The organism is uncultured Cetobacterium sp., assembly GCF_947038635.1.
Taxonomy (GTDB): domain Bacteria; phylum Fusobacteriota; class Fusobacteriia; order Fusobacteriales; family Fusobacteriaceae; genus Cetobacterium_A.
Genome location: NZ_CAMQXC010000029.1, coordinates 1 through 20,173, shown reverse-complemented (window position 1 = coordinate 20,173; position 20,173 = coordinate 1). Strand labels below are relative to the sequence as shown.

General features: G+C 27.9%; 23 protein-coding genes and 1 pseudogene. 6 read left to right on the top strand and 18 right to left on the bottom strand.

The features are described from left to right. Window positions 1–328, bottom strand: a pseudogene (locus Q0V08_RS04700) (ATP-dependent helicase); the annotation flags it as partial. 266 nt (window positions 329–594) lie between these two features. On the opposite strand from Q0V08_RS04700, the gene rpsT reads away from it, so the two are divergent. Further along, entirely contained in the window at window positions 595–855 is a 261-nt protein-coding gene (rpsT, locus tag Q0V08_RS04695; protein WP_023051107.1) for a 30S ribosomal protein S20, read from the top strand. Between the two features lie 64 nt (window positions 856–919). Then, complete coding sequence (locus Q0V08_RS04690) at window positions 920–1,426, top strand: HAD-IIIA family hydrolase (RefSeq protein ID WP_297432534.1); 507 nt, start codon at window positions 920–922, stop codon at window positions 1,424–1,426. A 14-nt stretch (window positions 1,427–1,440) separates the two neighbouring features. Here the strand turns inward: Q0V08_RS04690 and Q0V08_RS04685 are convergent, their stop codons facing one another. The 7 genes from Q0V08_RS04685 to Q0V08_RS04655 all read right to left on the bottom strand — a co-directional run bounded on the left by Q0V08_RS04685 (window position 1,441) and on the right by Q0V08_RS04655 (window position 10,872). Beyond that, window positions 1,441–2,550: a YibE/F family protein gene (locus Q0V08_RS04685; protein ID WP_297432532.1), complete on the bottom strand. Its 1,110-nt coding sequence runs from the start codon at window positions 2,548–2,550 to the stop codon at window positions 1,441–1,443. 57 nt (window positions 2,551–2,607) lie between these two features. Then, complete coding sequence (gene rpsO, locus Q0V08_RS04680) at window positions 2,608–2,868, bottom strand: 30S ribosomal protein S15 (RefSeq protein ID WP_023051110.1); 261 nt, start codon at window positions 2,866–2,868, stop codon at window positions 2,608–2,610. Window positions 2,869–2,977: 109 nt separating this feature from the next. Continuing rightward, on the bottom strand, window positions 2,978–5,164 hold the full coding sequence (gene ftsH / locus Q0V08_RS04675; RefSeq protein WP_297432529.1) for an ATP-dependent zinc metalloprotease FtsH: 2,187 nt from the start codon (window positions 5,162–5,164) through the stop codon (window positions 2,978–2,980). Beyond that, window positions 5,154–6,494, bottom strand: a complete 1,341-nt coding sequence (tilS, locus tag Q0V08_RS04670; protein ID WP_297432527.1) for a tRNA lysidine(34) synthetase TilS — start codon at window positions 6,492–6,494, stop codon at window positions 5,154–5,156. The genes ftsH and tilS overlap by 11 nt, the downstream gene beginning before the upstream one ends. An 83-nt stretch (window positions 6,495–6,577) precedes the next feature. Further along, window positions 6,578–8,233, bottom strand: coding sequence for a B12-binding domain-containing radical SAM protein (locus Q0V08_RS04665; RefSeq protein ID WP_297432525.1), 1,656 nt, complete (start codon window positions 8,231–8,233; stop codon window positions 6,578–6,580). Between the two features lie 20 nt (window positions 8,234–8,253). Beyond that, window positions 8,254–9,210 carry an endolytic transglycosylase MltG gene (gene mltG, locus Q0V08_RS04660; RefSeq protein ID WP_297432523.1) on the bottom strand — a complete coding sequence of 319 codons (957 nt, stop codon included), beginning with the start codon at window positions 9,208–9,210 and terminating at the stop codon, window positions 8,254–8,256. Window positions 9,211–9,285: 75 nt separating this feature from the next. Then, a complete protein-coding gene (locus tag Q0V08_RS04655) occupies window positions 9,286–10,872 on the bottom strand; it encodes a DEAD/DEAH box helicase (RefSeq protein ID WP_185891230.1) in 1,587 nt (528 codons plus the stop codon). Between the two features lie 211 nt (window positions 10,873–11,083). Between Q0V08_RS04655 and Q0V08_RS04650 the strand changes: the two genes are divergently transcribed. Beyond that, window positions 11,084–11,470: a PG0541 family transporter-associated protein gene (locus Q0V08_RS04650; protein ID WP_297432521.1), complete on the top strand. Its 387-nt coding sequence runs from the start codon at window positions 11,084–11,086 to the stop codon at window positions 11,468–11,470. A gap of 47 nt (window positions 11,471–11,517) precedes the next feature. On the opposite strand, the gene Q0V08_RS04645 is transcribed toward Q0V08_RS04650, so the two are convergent. The 6 genes from Q0V08_RS04645 to Q0V08_RS04620 all read right to left on the bottom strand — a co-directional run bounded on the left by Q0V08_RS04645 (window position 11,518) and on the right by Q0V08_RS04620 (window position 16,295). Continuing rightward, window positions 11,518–11,667, bottom strand: coding sequence for a FeoB-associated Cys-rich membrane protein (locus Q0V08_RS04645; RefSeq protein ID WP_297432519.1), 150 nt, complete (start codon window positions 11,665–11,667; stop codon window positions 11,518–11,520). A gap of 21 nt (window positions 11,668–11,688) precedes the next feature. Further along, complete coding sequence (feoB, locus tag Q0V08_RS04640; protein WP_297432517.1) at window positions 11,689–13,893, bottom strand: ferrous iron transport protein B; 2,205 nt, start codon at window positions 13,891–13,893, stop codon at window positions 11,689–11,691. 9 nt (window positions 13,894–13,902) lie between these two features. After that, the gene (locus tag Q0V08_RS04635; RefSeq protein WP_023050073.1) at window positions 13,903–14,130 is read right to left on the bottom strand and encodes a ferrous iron transport protein A; all 228 of its coding nucleotides are present in this window, start codon (window positions 14,128–14,130) and stop codon (window positions 13,903–13,905) included. Window positions 14,131–14,223: 93 nt separating this feature from the next. Next, the gene (locus Q0V08_RS04630; protein WP_023050074.1) at window positions 14,224–14,445 is read right to left on the bottom strand and encodes a FeoA family protein; all 222 of its coding nucleotides are present in this window, start codon (window positions 14,443–14,445) and stop codon (window positions 14,224–14,226) included. A 97-nt stretch (window positions 14,446–14,542) separates the two neighbouring features. Further along, entirely contained in the window at window positions 14,543–15,487 is a 945-nt protein-coding gene (locus tag Q0V08_RS04625) for an ATP-binding protein (RefSeq protein ID WP_297432514.1), read from the bottom strand. A gap of 1 nt (window position 15,488) precedes the next feature. After that, entirely contained in the window at window positions 15,489–16,295 is an 807-nt protein-coding gene (locus Q0V08_RS04620) for an ATP-binding protein (protein ID WP_297432512.1), read from the bottom strand. Between the two features lie 119 nt (window positions 16,296–16,414). On the opposite strand from Q0V08_RS04620, the gene Q0V08_RS04615 reads away from it, so the two are divergent. After that, window positions 16,415–16,768, top strand: coding sequence for a hypothetical protein (locus Q0V08_RS04615; protein ID WP_297432510.1), 354 nt, complete (start codon window positions 16,415–16,417; stop codon window positions 16,766–16,768). 31 nt (window positions 16,769–16,799) lie between these two features. Here the strand turns inward: Q0V08_RS04615 and Q0V08_RS04610 are convergent, their stop codons facing one another. Beyond that, on the bottom strand, window positions 16,800–17,060 hold the full coding sequence (locus Q0V08_RS04610) for a hypothetical protein (protein WP_297432508.1): 261 nt from the start codon (window positions 17,058–17,060) through the stop codon (window positions 16,800–16,802). A 143-nt stretch (window positions 17,061–17,203) separates the two neighbouring features. Here Q0V08_RS04610 and Q0V08_RS04605 point away from each other — a divergent pair, with 143 nt between their 5' ends. Continuing rightward, a complete protein-coding gene (locus tag Q0V08_RS04605) occupies window positions 17,204–17,569 on the top strand; it encodes a C-GCAxxG-C-C family (seleno)protein (protein ID WP_297432506.1) in 366 nt (121 codons plus the stop codon). A 27-nt stretch (window positions 17,570–17,596) separates the two neighbouring features. On the opposite strand, the gene Q0V08_RS04600 is transcribed toward Q0V08_RS04605, so the two are convergent. The 3 genes from Q0V08_RS04600 to Q0V08_RS04590 form a co-directional block, all read right to left on the bottom strand. Further along, the gene (locus Q0V08_RS04600) at window positions 17,597–17,950 is read right to left on the bottom strand and encodes a hypothetical protein (RefSeq protein WP_297432504.1); all 354 of its coding nucleotides are present in this window, start codon (window positions 17,948–17,950) and stop codon (window positions 17,597–17,599) included. Between the two features lie 66 nt (window positions 17,951–18,016). Beyond that, on the bottom strand, window positions 18,017–19,357 hold the full coding sequence (locus Q0V08_RS04595) for a deoxyribodipyrimidine photo-lyase (RefSeq protein WP_297432502.1): 1,341 nt from the start codon (window positions 19,355–19,357) through the stop codon (window positions 18,017–18,019). A gap of 24 nt (window positions 19,358–19,381) precedes the next feature. Beyond that, a complete protein-coding gene (locus Q0V08_RS04590; RefSeq protein WP_297432500.1) occupies window positions 19,382–19,780 on the bottom strand; it encodes a thioesterase family protein in 399 nt (132 codons plus the stop codon). Window positions 19,781–19,888: 108 nt separating this feature from the next. Between Q0V08_RS04590 and Q0V08_RS04585 the strand changes: the two genes are divergently transcribed. Beyond that, window positions 19,889–20,173 (top strand): LytS/YhcK type 5TM receptor domain-containing protein (locus Q0V08_RS04585; protein WP_297432498.1); only part of this gene is annotated, 285 nt, incomplete at its 3' end.

The window sequence follows — 20,173 nt, the reverse complement described above, 5'->3', positions numbered from 1 at the left end:
CTATAATATATATATCTGATACATTATTATTTATGATATAAGATGCACCATCTAATTTATTTGAATATATAGCTGCAATCTCTACATCTGGATCTGAAGGATATAAATGGCCTGATGGATGATTATGTATTATTACCTCACCTTTTCTCATACCTTTTAATATAGCAGGTACTGAGTATTTATTTCCCCTCGCTAATACTTCAACTTCTGTTACTACTCCTTCCTCATCTGGGATTCCTCTGAAGAATACTTCGTTACCATCGACTTTTTCTATCTCTAGCCTCATTTTATCTCTAGCTTCTAAAGATATTTTATCTTCTATATTCATTCTTATCCTTTCTTTGTTTATTATATTCTCACTATAATATAATACTCTTTTTTTGAGAAAATATAAATTATTTTTTTATTTATCTTCTTTTTTCCTAATAAATATGTTAGAATATTTTAGGTCCATTGTAAATATTGTGTCTCTTTTTATGCTTACCTGTCAAATTAAAATACTTGTACTTCGTACGATATTCATATTGACATAAAGCGTTATTTATGTTACTATGTAATGAAAATTTTATTTAAAATTAAAGGGAGGTTTTTGATTTGGCACATTCAAAATCAGCAAAAAAGAGAGTTTTAGTAGCAGAGAGAAACAGAGAGAGAAATCAAGCTGTAAAATCTAGAGTAAAAACAATGCTTAAGAGAGTTTTAGTAGCAGTAGAAACTAAAGAGGTTGAAGCTGCAAACGCTGCTTTATCAGTAGCTTATAAAGAGTTAGATAAAGCTGTAAGCAAAGGAATTATGAAAAAGAATACAGCATCTAGAAGAAAAGCTAGATTAGCTGCAAAAGTTAACGCTTTATAATCGATGCTATTAAAGTAAAACTGGGGACATCCCCAGTTTTATTTTTTATTTTTGAGGAGGCTTTATGATTAAACTTATTGTTTTAGATGTTGACGGAACTCTTACTGATGGTAAGCTTTATGTAACAAATCTTGGTGATGAAATGAAAGCTTTTAATGTTAAAGATGGATTAGGAATTACTCAAGCTATTTCTCAAGGTAAAGAGATTGCTATCATTACAGGAAAAACATCTCAAATAGTTACTAAACGTTGTCAAGAACTTGGAATAAAAGAGATTCATCAAGGAATTAAAAATAAAATAGCAACTCTTGATTTAATATTAGAAAAATATTCTATTTCTTATGATAATGTTGCTTATATGGGTGATGATCTAATTGATTTGGCAGTTATGAAAAAATGTAAACTAACAGGAGCTCCTAAAGATTCAGTTGAAGAAATTCTTAATATTTCTGATTTTATTTCAACTAAAAACGGTGGAGATGGAGCTGTTAGAGAATTTATAGAATATATTTTAAAAAAAGAAAATTTATGGGATAATGTAGTTAATCACTTTATTCCTACAGAACAATAAAAAATAGCTGAAATTCAGCTATTTTTTTTTGTAAATATAATACAACATAGATATGAAGTTATTGGCACTGCAACTAAAATTCCTATACTTCCTGCAAAAGCTCTTATAATATCAGCTGCTACTGATTCAAAATTTAAAATTCTAATTAAAGGAAATTGTTCTTTTTGTAAATATATGAATAAAGTTGATAATATTCCACTTCCTATATATGCTAATATTAGCGTATTTACCATTGTTCCTATAATATCTTCACCTATTCTCATTCCAGATTCAAAAATGTCTTTTTTTGCTATGTCAGCGCTTCTCTTTCTTAATTCTGTAAGGGCTGAAGATATTGACATAGATACATCCATTACTGCACCCATACTTCCTAAGATAACTCCAGCTGATATTATTTCTCTAATTTTTATTCCCTGAAGTAATGTTGAATAATTTAATGCCTCTACTGAAACAAAACCTGTCATAGCCATTTTATATGAAAAATACATTGATACTATTCCTGCTATTACTACTCCTGAAACTGCTCCTAATATTGCTACCAATCCTTTTTGAGAGAATCCTGTTGTCAAAAATATTGTAATTGTTGAACACAATAAAGCACATAAGGTTGAAATCAAAATCGGTGAATAGCCATTTGATATCATTGGTAGAAAAATATTATATATTATCCCTACTACGATTACTAAGGATAAAATCGCCTTTATTCCTTTGTATCTGGCAATCACAACTGTCAACAATACAAATATACCTACTATTAAAAATATAGAGTCTCTTTTATCAATATCTACTATATAGTATGTATTATCACCTAATTCTCCAGGCTCTTTGTACAACACTACATTTTCATTCTCTCTTATAAAAATATTATAAGCTTTCTCTAAATAAACTGGTGATTGAATTAAAATCTCTTTATTTTTATCTTCACCTTCTAATATTCTTACTCTATATTCTTCAATCTCTTTTATTCCGTCCTGTCCATTATACCCACTTTTTTTTGTACTCTCTAAATATAAAATTTTTCCTTTTATATACTCTTCTTGCGTTTGTTTCTCATTATTCTCTATCTCTTGAGCTAATATTCCAGTGGAAAATATTATTAAAAATAATAAAAAAAAATTTTTCATACACTCTCCCCTTTTTATTTTATAAAAAAAAACGAGGAAGACTTCCTCGTTTTAATATTACTTTCTGATTCCTAATTTAGCAATAAGAGCTCTGTATCCTTCGATATCTTTGCTCATTAAGTAGCTTAAAAGTCTCTTTCTTTTTCCAACCATTTTTAATAATCCTAATCTTGAGTGGAAGTCCTTCTTGTGAGTTCTTAAGTGATTAGTTAAGTGGTTGATTTGTGCAGTTAAGATAGCGATTTGAACCTCTGTAGATCCTGTATCTTTCCCGTCTTTTCCGTAAGCGCTGATGATTTCTGCTTTGTTTATAGCCATTTTATTTCCTCCTGAATATTTAATATCTAAGCCAAGGTTTACGGGGCTTAATCGTAAATCCTAGCATAGATTGTTATTATTATAACACAATATCTTATTTTAGTAAAGTCTAATTTTCTGTCTTATCCTCTTTTTGATCCTCTAAAACTGATTGAGATGCTTTTTGTTTCAATTCTTCTCTTAGCTTATTTTCCTCTTCTTTTAAATCTGCTAATTTTTCTTCTATTCTGTTTTCTTCTTCTAATCTTTCAACAGTTTTTCCTTTTAACATCTCATCTAATTCTTCACCTGTTATAGTTTCTAATCTTAACAATGCTTGAGTTATAGTTTCTAATGTTTCTCTATTTTCAGTTAAAATCTCTTTTGCTCTATTATAAGCTGTAGTTACTAATCTTCTTATTTCATCATCTATCTCTTTTGAAGTTGTTTCTCCATATAGTTTTTGTTGGAACATATCTCCATCACGAGTAGCATCTAACATTATTGGTCCAAATTTATCACTCATACCATATTTAGTTACCATAGCATGGGCTATTGCTGTAGCTCTTTCTATATCATTACTAGCACCTGTAGTTATATCACCAAATACAACCTCTTCTGATGCTCTTCCTCCTAAAAGTGTTACAAGCTCAGATAAAAATTCATTTTTAGATTTTAAATATCTATCCTCTGTTGGAAGAGTCATCGTATATCCAAGAGCAGCCATTCCTCTAGGAATTATTGTAACTTTATGAACTGGCTCTGTATGTGGAGATAATCTTTGAGTCATCGCATGACCAACTTCGTGATATGCAACTATAATTCTTTCTTTTTGAACTGCCATTCTTGACTTTCTCTCTGGTCCTATTGTAACTTTTTCAGAAGCTTCTTCTAAGTCAGACATATTTATTTCATCTCTACCAGCTCTTGCAGCTAATATAGCCGCTTCGTTTAACATGTTAGCAATATCTGCTCCCACAAATCCTGGTGTTTTTCTTGCTATTACATCAAAATCTACATCTGGTGCAAACTTTTTATTTCTTGAATGAACTTTTAAAATAGCCTCTCTACCTTTTATGTCAGGTCTATCAACTACTACTTGTCTATCAAATCTTCCCGGTCTCATTAAAGCTTTATCTAATATTTCAGGTCTATTTGTTGCAGCTAATACTATTATTGTTTCGTCGCTTCCAAATCCATCCATCTCTACTAAAAGTTGGTTAAGTGTTTGCTCTCTCTCGTCGTTTCCTCCACCTTGACCACTTCCTCTTTTTCTACCCACTGCATCAATCTCATCTATAAAAATTATACATGGAGAGTTTTTTCTAGCTTTAGAAAATAAATCCCTAACTCTTGAAGCTCCAACTCCAACAAACATTTCTACGAATTCTGATCCTGACATACTAAAGAATGGAACTCCAGCCTCACCAGCTACAGCTTTAGCTAAAAGTGTTTTACCAGTTCCAGGAGCACCTAATAATAAAACTCCTTTTGGAATTTTAGCACCTAAATTTTTAAATTTATCAGGCTCTTTTAAAAATTGAACAATTTCCTCTAATTCAACTTTTGCCTCATCTATTCCAGCTACATCAGCAAAAGTAACTTGAGATACATTTTCTCCATTTTCTTTAGCTTTAGATTTACCCATATTGAAAACTTGTGGTCCTCCACCACTTCCTTTGTTCATTTTATTAAGCATAAAAATCCAAATTCCAATTAATAGTAACATTGGGAACCAAGATGCTAGCATATTTAATAAAAATGGTAACTCTTGTGGTGGTAAAGATTGTATTTGAATATTTTTATTCTCTATTAAATCAACTAGTTGTAAATCTCCTCCAAGTCTATCTGTTATCATTCTAGCTTTTACCGCAGATGCATCCTTTTCAGCAGTATATCCATATATATACCCTTCTCTTTCGTCTACTCTAACTAACTTGTTATCTTTTACATCTTGTAAAAAATCTGTATAACTTATTGTTTTTACATTTGTTGAATCTGATTTAGAAAACATTGTCGGAAGAGATAAAATTATTGTTACTATAAACAATAACATCACAAATCCTTTTAAATTAAATCTTCCACCTAACTCTCTTGAGTCATTTGAATCTTTATCTTGTTTTCCTTTATCTATACCCTCTTTTAATTTTTCTTTAATTTTTCTTTTTCTTTCCTCTAACTCTTCTTTCTCTTTTTCCTCATTTGATTTTTTGTCATTGTTTTTCTCAGCTTCATCATCGTCGCTTTCATCTTTTTTTGGCTCCTCTTCAATGAAGTTATACAATGCCATTTTTTCATTATCTTCTCTATTCTTCATCTTGCCTCCTTATGATTAGCTTAATTCCCTTTTTATTTTCTTCACCCTTAAAACTCTCACTCTTTTTTACGCCTGAAGCCCAAACGATTTCATCGTCTTTCAATATTAATGGTATTTCTCCCCTTACATCTTTTGGAACTTTCTCATTTATAAAAACATCTTTTAATTTTTTATACGACTCCATTCCTAAAGGTCTTATTTTATCCCCATCCTTTCTCATTCTAATCTCTATAGTGTCACCTATTTTTAAATTTGTTAAAAATTCATTTTTACCAAAACTTTTATTATCCTCCATAGCTTCTACAATATAGCTATTAAAAATGATTTTAAACGGTATTTTTTCTGTAACTAATTTATTAACTTTTTTTAATTTATCTTTCTTTTCCTTTTCTATCCAAATATTTTTATATTGTTTTTTCAATATAAAACCTTTTTCTAATTTTATTATCTTACTTCCATTACTATTCAATAATTTTATAATGTTTCCTATTTTTTCTCTTGAACCTTCTAAATTATATTTTTTTAAATATTCATTGATTATCTTTCTTTGAATATAATTTTCTTCTAATTCAATTAAATCTATATTTAAAGACCATCTATTATCTCTAAACTCTTCATATTTTTTTAAATCAATTTCTAGAATTTTATTTACTTCTTTAATCTCTGAAATCAAATTAAAAATTTTATCTTTAAAATTGTTATTGTATCTTTTTTCAATCCAAGGTATCAAATCTAATCTTATACTATTTCTTGTAAAATCATTTTCAAAATTAGTTTCATCTATTCTATATTTAATTTTATTTTCATCTAAGAATTCTAAAATATTACTTTTATAAACCTCATTAATTGGTCTAATAATATTTTCTCTATTTGGAATTCCTTCTAAACCTTCTAAAGATGAACCTCTAATAAGTCTAAATAGAAATGTTTCGATTTGATCGTCTAAATTGTGAGCTATTGCTATTTTATTACTTGAAGTTTTTTTTAATATATCCTCAAAAAATTCATATCTAATAAATCTTCCTGCTTCTTCTAAGCCTATATTATTTTCTTTAGCAATCTCTTCTATTGAAGCTCTTTTTACAAAAATTGGTATATTTAATCTCTCACTACATTCAATACTAAATTTCTCATCTGTGTCTGAATTCTCTCCTCTCAACAAATGATTAACATGAGCTAAAACAAACTCAAAATTTATCTCTTTTCTAGCATAATTCAGAGCTTCTAATAAAAATACTGAATCTGGGCCTCCTGAAAAACCAAGAACTATTTTGTCACCCTCTTCTATTAATTTTTCATCTTTTATTTTTTTCAAAATTTTTTTTAACATAATTTTTTCCTTTAAAACAGTATTTTATAGAATTATACCATATAGAGCCTCTTTTTAAAACTCTTTTTACCTCTTATTTTTAACTAAAAAGTTTCTAAAATTGTTTTTTTCTTTGTATAGTTAAAAAATATTTCAATCTCTCCGTTTTTGTTATTTAATACGTCATAATTAAACTTTTCAAACTCAGTCTTTTTATACCCCTCTCTTGAAGATATAAAATCTTTTTCAATTATTATATTATTATATTTTTCTTTATCTTTATTAGAAATAAACCATTCAGGATATACCCCTGGCTTTCCTAAAAGTAAATAATCTAATTTTAAATACTCTATAAAAATATTTTTTCCTTGAAAATTTTTCTCTTCAAAAAATTTAACTAAATTATTAAAAATAGTTACAACTTTATGACCTAATCCTAATATTTTTTGTTCATCATAGTAATTTGAAATATCTTCAAAAAAGTCAAAAGGTCTTTTATAATAATTTTCTATTATAAACTTTACCGAGTACTTAAATTTCTCAGAGTTATAATAATAGTCCAACATTTTTTCAACATTTTTTAATTTTACCAACTCTTCATATTTTATAAAACAATTAGATAATACTTCATACGGTGGAAATTCTATGTATTTATAATCATACTTCTCTATTTCTCCAGCTATTTTTGTTCCACTTAAAATTTTTAAGAACCCAAGCTGAATCATTTCAGCATCTAAATCATATACATAATCAAATGAATCTTTAAATGTATCATATGTATCATATGGTAACCCTGCTATTAGATCCACGTGTAAATGAATATTTTTAGATATCGCTTTAATATTATTTCTTAATCTTTCTAGTAGATTTCTTCTATTTATACTATCCATCGTTTCTTTATTGATACTTTGGACACCTACTTCAAATTGAAAATACCCATCGGGAACTTTCTTTAAAAAAGCGATTATTTCCTCATCAAAAATATTAGCATTTATTTCAAAATGAAATGTCACTCCCTCTTTATAATTTTCTAACAGATATTCCCAAATTCCTAAATATCTATCTTTTCTTAAATTATAAGTTCTATCTACAAATTTTACTAATTCTACTCCTGAATCTAAAAATCTTTTCAAGTCACTTTTTACTCTTTCTAGAGATAAATATCTAACACCTTTATCTATCGATGATAAACAATATGAACAACTAAAAGGACATCCTCTACTTGATTCATAATATAAAATTTTTATATTTTCTTTCAATTCTTCATCATTATATGGAAATGGTATTGTATCCAAATTTTCTATTGGAAATTCATCACCCAAATACATAAACTCTCCAGACTTTAAAAAAGCTACTCCTTTTTGATTCTTATCTTCATTAGTTAAAAAATTTAAAAGTACTCTTTCTCCCTCTCCTACTAAAACAAAATCAATGCATTTATTTTCTATTAGTGATTCTTTTGCGTTATAACTAACTTCTGGTCCTCCGAGAGTTATTGTTATATGAGGCATTATCTTTTTTAGTTCTTTTATAATACTAAAAACATATTCCTTATTCCAAATATACGTTGAAAAGATATAGTGATCTCCCTTTAATCTAAAAAGATCTGTTATTATACTTTGAATTTGATTATTTATGTTGCTTTCATACAACTCTATGTTTAAGCTACTATATTTTTCAACATAATTTTTTAAATATCTAATTGCTAAATTTGTGTGAATAAATTGACTATTTATTCCAACTAAAACTACTTTCTCCATAATTTATATACCTCTCCTAACTACTTATTACTTTTTTTCTGAACCTCTAAATGTTCCTTATATGTTTTTGTAAATGTATGTTTTCCATTGCTAGTTACCACAAAAAACAAATAATCTGTCTCAGCTGGATTTATCGCTGCCATGACAGAGTTATAATCTGGATTAGATATTGGTCCTGGTGGTAATCCTTTATACATATATGTATTATATGGAGAATCTATTTTCAAATCTTTATAATACATTCTTCTTTTAGTATAATCATATATATAGTTTACTGTTGCATCAGAACCTAAGTTCATACCTTTTTTTAAACGATTATAAAAAACTGATGACATTAAAGGTTTTTCATCTTTTAACTGTGCTTCTCTTTCAATAATTGATGCCATAATTAACTCCTGATAAAATTTTTTCTTATCAGGATATTTTTCTGGAGGAAATTTTTTTAAAAATTCCCCTATCATTGCTTTTACTACCTCACTTTCATTAGTATCTACTGAAAGATAGTAAGTTTCAGGATATAAATACCCTTCATAGTTCCCATTTGGCGTTAAATATGGGAAATCTTTTATATTTTCTAAAGCTTTTTTTAATCCTTCCTCTGTTCCAATACCTCTATCTTGAAGTAATTTACCTATCTCTTTTATTGAATATCCCTCTGGAATTGTCAAAATAGTATACTTAACTCTCCCCTCTTCCATCATTTGAAGTATATCTTTATATGAATATTTTCCATCAAACTCATAAAATCCAGCTTTTATATTTTTACCTGAATTTTTTTCATATTTTAAAAATATTTTAAAAATCATTGATTTATCAATTCCTAATTTATTAAAAACGCTAGTTAAACTTGTACCTTGTTTTAGATTAACTTGAACTTTATAATCTCTTTTTTCCTCTATTTTTATTGAATAAAATTTAAAAAGAGCCACTGGTATTGTTATTATCAAAAATAACAATATTAAGATTTTCTTTTTCATAACACTCTCCCATTTTTATGTTGAAAAAAGCTGTACTTTGGTTTCCCTAGTTACAGCTTTTTTATTTTTATTCAATTACTTTCTTGATTGTTTTGCCTTTTCGATTAAAGGTTTCTTTCCTTTTCTATCTTTTTGGAAAATATCAACTATTGTTTCAGCCTCAACAAATGGAACAGAAACAAATGAGAAGTTCTCATATACTTCTACACCTTTTAATTTTGATTCGTGAACTTTAGTCTTTTTAGATATTAAGTCAACTAATTTTCTAGGAGTCATTTTATCTTTCTTACCAAGAGCTATAAATAGTCTTGTCTTTCCTGTTTTATCAAGTGAAACACTCTCTATATCAGAGTAGTTTGTTTCTTCTAATTCCTCATCATAGAAATTCTTTAATATAGCTGCTATAACTTCAATTGGAGTTGTCTCTTGAGTTAATAACTCTTTTGCCATATCATAGTAAGACTCTGCATCTCCATTTGATATAATGTTCTTAACACTATCGAATAATCTAGTTTTCTTAGCTAAGATTACATCCTTTACTCCTGGAACTTGCTCTTTTTTAATCTCTGTTTTTGTTATTCTTTGGATTTGAAGTAACTTTCTATACTCAGATGGAGTTATAAATGTTATTGCTGTACCTTGCTTACCAGCTCTTCCTGTTCTTCCAATTCTATGTACATAGCTTTCTGCTTCTTGAGGAATTGCATAGTTTATAACATGAGTTAAATCATTTACATCTATACCTCTTGCTGCTACGTCTGTTGCAATAAGAATATTTAAGTTTTTATTTTTAAATCTTCTTAAAGTAACTTCTCTATGATTTTGACTGATATCTCCATGTAATCCTTCAACATCATACCCTCTATCTTGTAATTTTCCTACAAGTTCATTTACATCATTTTTAGTTCTACAGAAAACAATTCCATAGAAATCTAACTCGATATCAATTATTCTGCATAAAGCCTCAAATTTATCTTTCTCTTTTACTTCAAAGTAAATTTGCTCTGTTAGGTTTGTTGTTAATTCTTTTTTCTTAACTGCTAATACTTCGTGCTCTCTCATATGAGATTTTGCTATTTTTAAAATTTCTGCTGGCATAGTTGCTGAGAAAAATAACATTCTTTTATCTTCGTTAGTTTGAGTTAAGATATGCTCAATATCCTCAACGAATCCCATATTTAACATCTCATCTGCTTCGTCTAATATGAAATAATCAATGTTATTTAATTTTAAAACTTGTCTGTTCATTAAATCCATTACTCTTCCTGGAGTACCTACAACAATATCAACACCCTTGTTTAGTTGTCTTTTTTGTTGCTCTAATGATTGTCCTCCATAAACTGGAATTATTTTTAATTTTCTTCCGTGTGCTAGTGAGTTCATCTCTTCAGCTACTTGAACTGCTAACTCTCTTGTAGGCGCTAATATTATAGCTTGTACATGTCCTGTACTTTTCTCTATTTTTTCAAGAATTGGTAAAGAGAACGCTGCAGTTTTTCCTGTTCCTGTTTGTGCTTGACCAATTATGTCCTTTTCTCCATTTAATAATGCGGGTATAGTTAAAGCCTGTATTGGACTTGGCTGTTCAAAACCTTTTTTTTCTAGAGGCTTTAAAGTTTTTTCAGTTAAACCTAAATCTCTAAATGTTAATATTTTTTCCATATTCACTTCCTTAAATTATTTATATTCATTCATTAGATTATAACATAGATTTATAAAAATGTGTACTTTTTTTAAATTTTTATTTATTAGTTATGAGTTGTTTTTTTACATGTTCTTATTCTGTAAGAATTTTTACCATATTCATATATTGATTTTTTTAAAAAAATATAGTAATAAAGTATTAATCATATTTTATAGGAGGCGGTCTTTTATGGTTGTTGATAGAAAAAATACGAAAAGAGTAGTTATATATATTAATGATTCTCAAAAAAATAATCTACAAACATTTTTACATTCAATTGGTTTTCATTATTATACAATTCAGTCAAAACTTGAAGGTAGTTGGGAACATGGAATTAGACACTTAAATAACCATGTTTGGCCTGGATCTGAAGCAGTTTTTCATCTTATTGTTTCTGGCTTTAAAGTTGATTTACTTTTAAAAAAGTTAAAAAGTTTTAGAATGGGACTTCCTGATAATGTTGTTATGGCTGTTTTAGTTTGTCCTTTAGATGATTTTATCTATAATATGATGAGTGTTGATATTGAACCTGATAATTCAACTGAAAAAGTTCATTGGTTAAGAGATGACGAATAAGAAAAAAGGAGTAATTCAACGAATTACTCCTTTTTTTTCATTTAAAATTAATGTTTACATTTATCTTTTAAACTACAATTTCCATTTTTTCCTTTTGAACAGCTACATCCACTTTCACCTTTTAACATTTTATATAAACTTTTTAAGGCTATCCCTCCGATTACTGCAACTATTCCTATTAAAATTAAAGTTTTCATACTTCCTCCTCAACAGAAAAATTAAAAGAATAACTTTCCAATTTGAAATACAAGCGTTGATACAATATATGGTACCACTAATAACATTCCTATTATAAATCCTGTAAATTTGTACCCAAATTCTTGTTTTATAGCTCCTAATGTTACAACACAAGGAACTACTAATAAAATAAATACCATAAATGAATATGCTCTTAAAGGAGCTAGCTCATCTGTCCATAACATTTTTGTTGCTGCTACAACACCACTTCCCTCTTCCTCTATCTCTGCTTCATCAGGAACACTAAATAGTCCTTTAACATCTAAACTAACAACTCCAACTATTGAATCTTTAATTGCCACTCCTAATCCTGTTAATTGATCAACCGTATCTTCAACGAACGTTGTTGTTTCATGATTTACTTCCTCTTCAATTTCTTGAGCATCTTTATCTCCTACTAATACTTGAGCCATAAATCCTACTACAATCTCTTTTGCTGCTAAACTTGGCGGGATTGCTGCAACAGTTTCCCATCTATCGGCAAATCCTGTTGGCTTTAAAACTCCTTGGAATGTTTTTCCAAATTTAGCCATATAAGAGTTTGCTGTATCTCCATTATTTGGAAAATATGTTAATGCCCACAAAATCATTAACATTCCCATTATAATTGTCGTAGCCTTTTTTAAATATGATCCAGTTCTAGTTAGTGTTGATTTTACAATTACTCTTAAACTTGGCACTCTATACGGCGGTAATTCTATCAGCAATGCTCTTCCCTCAGCCTTAAACATTTCAAAATTCTTTAAAATTAATCCAGTTAAAATAGCCACAACAATACCTAATACATATAATGACATTACAACCATTCCAGCTTTGGCTCCAAAGAATGCTGCTGTAAATAACCCATATACCGGAAGTCTAGCACCACATGACATAAATGGTGCCATTGCTGCTGTTAGCCTTCTTGAAGATTCATCTTCTAAAGTTCTTGTAGCATAAATCGCTGGAACTGTACATCCAAATCCTAATACCATAGGAACAAACGCTTTACCATTTAATCCTAATTTTGTCATTATTTTATCCATTAAAAAAGCAACTCTAGACATATACCCACTTTCCTCTAATATTGCTAAGAAGAAATATAAATATAGCATAAGAGGAACAAACACAACTACTCCTCCTACCCCTCCTAAAATTCCATCCATAACTAATGACGCTAACCAATTTGGAGTATTTTCATCTATCAACATGCTCACATATTTACCAATATAATCATTTACAAATCCATCAACCCAGTCTATTAAAGGAGCTGACCCATTAAATACAGTCCCCATTAATCCAACTATTATTAAGAAAAATATTGGTAATCCTAAATATTTATTTAATAGAACTCTATCAACCTTATCTGTAAAATCTAATCTAGATTTTATTGAAGTTGTAAATGTTTTAGCTAATATTCCCTTAACTGTTCCATATCTTCCTTCTGCAAATATAGTTTCAATATCCTCATCATGATCATCTTCAAGCTGTTTTGTAATTTTTAATATACTGCTATCCTCTTCATATTTATATTCTGTTTTTAAAATTTCTAACAAATGCTTATCTTGCTCTAATAATTTTATTGCTAAAAAGTCCATTCCAAATTTTTCAGAAGCTTTTTGTAATTTCTCATCACAATTTATTTTACATTTTACCTCTCCAATAGCTTCTTCTAAACATTTATCAAATAGTAGTGTATACTTTTTATTTTCTTTAGATTCTTTTGCAATAACTAATGCTTTATCAAGTAACTCTTGAACTCCTGTTCTTTTTGTTGCAGATGTCATTATCACATCCATTTCAATCATATCTACAAATTTTTTAACATCTAATTTATAGTTTAACTTTTCAAATTCATCATAAAAATTCAGGGCCATAATCATAGGCTTTTCTAACTCTTTTAACAACATTGTTAAATATAAATTTCTCTCTAAATTTGTAGAATCAACTATATTAATTATAACATCTGGTTTTTCATTAATTATAAAATCTCTAGTTATAGTTTCTTCTAAAGTATATGGACTTAAACTATAAACTCCCGGTAAGTCAATACATTGAATTTTTTCACCTTTATATTCAAATTCGGCTTCTTTTTTTTCAACTGTTACACCTGCCCAGTTTCCTACTTTTAAATTTGAACCAGCTATTGCATTTATTAATGCTGATTTTCCTACATTTGGATTTCCTGTAAATGCTATTTTTATCATCTTTATCTCCTACCCATCTATCTCTATTTCAATATTTTGTGCATCTTGTTTCCTTATAGCGATATTTGTTGATTTAACAATAAATTCTTGTGGGTCTCCTAACGGAGCATTTCTTTCAAGTTTTATTATCTCTCCTGCCGTTACACCCATATCAACTAACCTTTTTTTTAATTCGCCAATTTTCCCAATTTTGACGATTTTAGCTGATTCTCCTCTTTTTAACTCTGTTAATTTCATTCCAAGCCTCCCAACTTATTAGTTATAAATATATTTTGAAACTCAAAATATATTTTGAAAATTTAAATCACAGTATTAAACTGTGATTTAATATTATTCATTGTCAATTATTATCTTATTTGCTAATCCAAAATTTAAAACATATTTAGTATCATTTATTTTTACTATATAGTTACTTTGATCATCTCTTAGTAAGCATATTTTATTACCTATACAAAATCCTTTTTCTGTTAGTCTATTCTTATCTTTATCTCTTCCTTTTATCTCTTTTATAACAAACTCTTTATTTTGTTCTGCAAAAACTAATGGCGTCATAGAATAAACCTCCTAGTATTATCTGTTATTTATATATGAATTATATTCCACTAAATAACATTTGTCAAGGATAAAACTTTAATAATCAAAGTTTTCTTTAAACAAATAGATCTTTTATACTATTTAACATTACACTTCTTATATTTGGACTATCTTTAGATAGTTCCTCTATCATCTTTTTTACTTTTAAACGTTTTGAATTATCACTTGTTTCATACGGACAATCATTATGTAAAATTGGTAACCCTAATTTCTTTGCGTATCTAATTGTTTCTTTTTCTTCTACATATGCTAAGGGTCTGATAACTTTCAATCCATATTCCTCTGAATGATAAGCTGGTTTCATTACCCCCATATTTCCTTGATATAAAACATTTAATAAAAATGTTTCTATTATATCATCTTTATGATGACCTAATACCAACTTATTTATATTTTGTTTCTTCATCTCCTTATATAAAAGCCCTCTTCTTACTCTTGCACACATAAAACATGGATTTTTTAAATCTTCATTAGTCAAAATACTTTCACCTATTGATGTTTCTATTACTTGTAATTCTACTCCTAATTTAGAACAATAATCTTTTATATCACCATATTTTCCACCCTCTTCAACTGGATGAATATGAATTGGAAATAATTCAAAATTTATTCCTGATATTTTTTTTATTCTTATTAAAGCATTTAAAACTGTTAAACTATCTTTTCCTCCTGATATTCCAATAGCAATTCTATCGCCCTCTTCAATCATATTATAATCATGCATCGCTCTTCCTATTGGGCTCCATAATGTTTTTTCAAATCCTTTATCTTGAATAAATGATAAAATTTCTCTATCATCTAATTTATTTAAATTTATTTTTAATCCTGTTTGCTTATAAATTTTATCAATTAATTTTATTATTTTATTTTCAGTATACGTTATTTCTATTTTTATTTCATCTTTTGAATTATTAATTAAAATAATATCTTCTTGAACTTCAAAAGTAAAAGATTGAAATGTGTACCCATTTAACTCTTTTATATCATCTATTTTTAACACACTACTCTCCTTTTTTTGCTTCAGATACATATCCTAATACGTAATCTAAATTTATATTTTTCATCGAATTAAATATGCTTTGCTTTATCTGAGGATTTGTTTTTTCTAAAGTTGACAATAAATTTTTAATCTCTTTTCTCTTTGAATCAACTTTTCCAGATTCAATTGGACATCCACAAGCCATTGCCATAATTTCATTTTTTTTCGTGAAATTTATAATATCATTTTCTTTTATATAAATTAGTGGTCTTATCAACTCTAATCTTCCACTTGTTGATTTTACTTTAGGAATCATTGTTTTCGTAGTCCCTGCATAAAACATATTTATTAACGTAGTTTCTACTAAATCATCAAAATGATGCCCTAAAGCTAATTTATTATATCCTAATTCCTCTACCTTGCTGTAAAGAACTCCTCTTCTCATTTTTGCACATAAAAAACAAGGACTATCAGGAGATGACTCAAAAGCTACTTCCCAAACATTTGCATCAAATATTTCACATGGAATTCCAAGCTCTTCTAAATTAATTTTAAATTGCTCTAAATCCATAGATCCAAATCCTGGATTCATTGATATAAAGGCTACTTCAAAATTTTTACTTTTATCTCTTTTTAATTCTTGAAATAATTTTGATAATAATAAACTATCCTTTCCACCTGATACTCCCACAGCTATTTTATCTCCATCTTGTATTAAATCAAAGTCTTTTATCGCCTTTGTAAATTTCGACCATATTTTCTTTCTATAAGTATTTCTTATTGAATATTCAACCATTTCTTTTTTTGTTTCAAAAACTTTTTCTTCCATTAATCCTCCAACAATATAGTATAGACTTTTACTCCATTATACCATGCTTGCAAAAAAATTAACAATTCTTTTTTTTTGTGCTAAAATGTGTTATTCGAGCAAATGAGGTGATTAAATTTATGAATAATATAGAAAAAAATGTTTTAGAATTTTTAAAAAGTGGAATGGTTTATAGTGATGGTGCCATTATGAAAAATTTAGGTATTGATTCTATTGAACTTGAAGAAATATATATCTCTCTAACAAACCAAGGATATTTAGAGAGTTATGATGATTTTCTTAAAAGAAATCCTGATTATGAAAAAGGAGAGGAAGAAAATTCTTGTGGTGGATGCTCTTCTGGAGGTTGTTCATCTAAAGGTGGTTGTTCGTCTGGAGGTTGCTCTTCTGGTGGTTGTTCGTCTAAAGATGAAGATATTGATTACTCTAAGATTAAAGTTTTAACTGAAAAAGCTTTTACTTACACATATTAAAAATTTTAAAGGAGAACTGTTAAGTTCTCCTTTAAGTTAATTCTAATTCTATTCGATATAAAAAATTATGTAATCTATTGTAGAACTTGCAGTATCCCCATGTAAAAATTAAAAAAAATGTAGAAACTATAACAACCTCTTTAGTTATACTATTATTTTTTATTGAAAATAACAACCCAAAAATAAATAACAGATAATAAAAGATTGAGAATTTTTTTAAAATTTCATATAAAATTTCTGTAAAAATTCTAAAAATTGAAACCGCAGCTAATCTATATTTTCTTAATACCATAACTTCCCCCTTATGATATAAATTTATAATACTTTACTCCTTTATCAACTATTTTTCAAATTTATTTTATTTATACTAATCATTGACACCAGTACTTTTGGATAATATAATCAATTATGTATTCTATTTTAAAGGAGTGTTTTATGAATAAAAAAGTAACTTATGTTAAAGGACAGTTAAATTGTGCTGAATCTATTATTGATTCATTTAATAAAAATAACAATACTGAAATTCCTGTTGCTTTAGGTAGTGGTATGGGAACCGGAGTAACTATTGGCAGCCTTTGTGGTGCTGTTAATGCTGCTGTTCTTGTTATTGGTTATCTTAAAGGTAGAGAAACTTATCAAGAAGAGAATAAAGCTAGATCTTTGGCTAATGATTTATTAAAAGAGATTAAAAATAAGTTTGATTCTGAACTTTGTGTAGATTTGAAAAAATCAAATGTTAGTTGCAATGAAATCGTTAATTTCACTTATGAAAAATTAGAAGAGATTTTAAATAAAAATTAAAGGAGTAGATATTCTACTCCTTTTATATTAGTTGGCAACTTTTTCTTTTATTGCATCTACACCTTCATCTATTTTTTCTTTTGCTTTATCTCCAGCTTTATCTAACTCTTCCCCAATTTTATCACTTGTTTTTTCAACAGTTTCAACTGCTGATTTAGTTGCATTTTCAGCATTTTCAGTCACTGCCTCTTGAACTGCATTCTCTGTAGATGGCTTCTCTGTCATTTTTTGTGCATTTTCATCAGTAGGAACTTTATCCCCTGGAATCGCTGTTGATTCTGTTGTTGTCGGTGTTGCTGGTTTTGCTTCCTCTTTTTCACCTGAACATGCTAATATAAATACACTTAATGCTAATAATGAAATCAACTTTATTTTTTTCATTTTAACTCCTCCTTAAATTTTAAAGTGTTATATACTATTGTTGTTCAAACAGATTACTTTTCCTTTTTATTTTGAATATTTTTCTACATATTTTTCTATATTAAACTTTCTTTTCAACCCATCGCTATTCATATATCTAACTTTACCAAATATCTCTCTTTCTTTCCATGCTCGATCATGCTTTCCAAAACACCAAGCAACCCCTGCATAAGAGTTAGGATCTCTTCCATCATAAAAGTATTTATTATTAAGCTTTATTGCTATTTCATATGCTTTTTTGGGAGTAAGACTCCATTCTAATATTTTTTTACACCAGTACATCCTCATATAACTATCCATATATCCCATATCGAACATCTGTTTTTGACAAGCATTCCAATATTTATCGTGTGTTTTAAACTCTTCCAACTCCTTTTCACTATAAATATATTCTCTTTTATCAATTGTATGTTTTTCTAATGTTTTGTAAGCCCACTCATATGTTATTCCTAGCCAATTATCATAATTTTTATTGTAGTAGACAAAATTAATTGCTAATTCCCTTCTTATTATAACTTCTTCTAAAAAACTTTTTTTTTCATTAATCAATTCATCACTTAATTTTTCAATACTATGTTTAATTTCTACAGGAGATATTTGCCCAAAATGTAGATAGGGTGATAATTTCGAACTTCTTTCATTATCAGGCCCTTTGTTTAAATAAAATTTTAAATTATTTTTTATAAAACTCTCTAAAATTTTTACAGCCTCTCTCTCTCCTCCTAAAAAACCTCCATCTAAATTTTTTTTTACTCTTGGTATATACTTATCAGAACAATCTAACTCCTCTAAAACATTATCCAAATTTTCTATAAAAAAATATTTTTCCTCATTAAAACTTTCTTCATTAAAATTTTCTATTTTTCTATATTTATCTCTTAAAGTTTTTGCACTATACTCCTCTTTAATACTAACTAACTCCACAGGAATGACAACATTACTTTCAATCTCTAAAATTGTACTATCTATACATTTTTGTAATTTATATTTTATATCTCTTTGATTTTTCAGATAACTTTTATCCCAAATAATAATCTTCGCTCTTTGAGAAACTTTAGCTATATTTTCCAAAGGGTCTCCCTCTAATAAAATAAACTTAATGCCTTTTTGGTTAAGAGATTCTTTTACATCTTTTAAACCTTGTAACATAAAATCATAGTGTCTTTTAGATGCTTCTGGATAACTTTTTAAATAATTAAACACAACATAAAGTGGCATTTTATTTTTTTGAGATAGATATATTGCTTCATTTAAAGCAAAATTATATCTCGTTCTTTGACTTTCTTGCATCCAATATATTATGTATTTCCCTTCTGCTTTTTCACTATTTTTTAAATATTTTATTCTTGAATCTTTAAATAAACTCATATGCTCCACCTCATAATATTTATATTATAAAAAGATTTTTTCTAATTCATTTAAAAACTCTTGAGAGAATCTTGCTACCTTTTTCTTTTCATAATCAAAAGCTACAATGATTGTACTTCCTTCTAATACAATTTTTCCTTCTCTTTTTTCTACACTATATATAAAGTTTAGTGATGTTTTTTTTATATCTATATTTTTTATTATTATTGTAAGTTCATCTCCTAAGTATACCTCACCTCTATAATAAACATGCGCATCCTTTTGAATTGTACCAACATTATTTCCAACATTTATTTCAGTTACTCCTAGTTTTTTAAAAAGATCTATTCTAACTTGTTGAAACAGCAACAATGCTCTTTCATTTCCCATATGTCCACCATAATTTATATCCGATATTGTAACTTTATAATTAACTGAAAACATAACACTCCTCCTTAAATATTTTTTATCTATTATAACAATTATTTTCTCTCATTTGTTAATTTTCTTTTTTATATGATATAATTAATATCATAATTTTGAGGTGTTTTAATGTTTGAATTAGCTCATAAACTTTTTAATACCCTTGGGTATATAATAGCTATCGCTTTTTTCTTCTCTCGATTTAAGAGCGCTCGTAGTATTTTTAGTAGAGAGAAATATACAAAAAAAGATATGCTTCTACTTTCATTTACTTTTTCTAGTCTAGCTATCTTAGGAACTTATATTGGCGTTGACTACAAGGGAGCTATTGCCAACACAAGAAATATCGGGGTTGTCGTTGGTGGAATGCTTGCTGGTCCTGAAGTTGCTATAATCTCTGGTATTGTTGCTGGT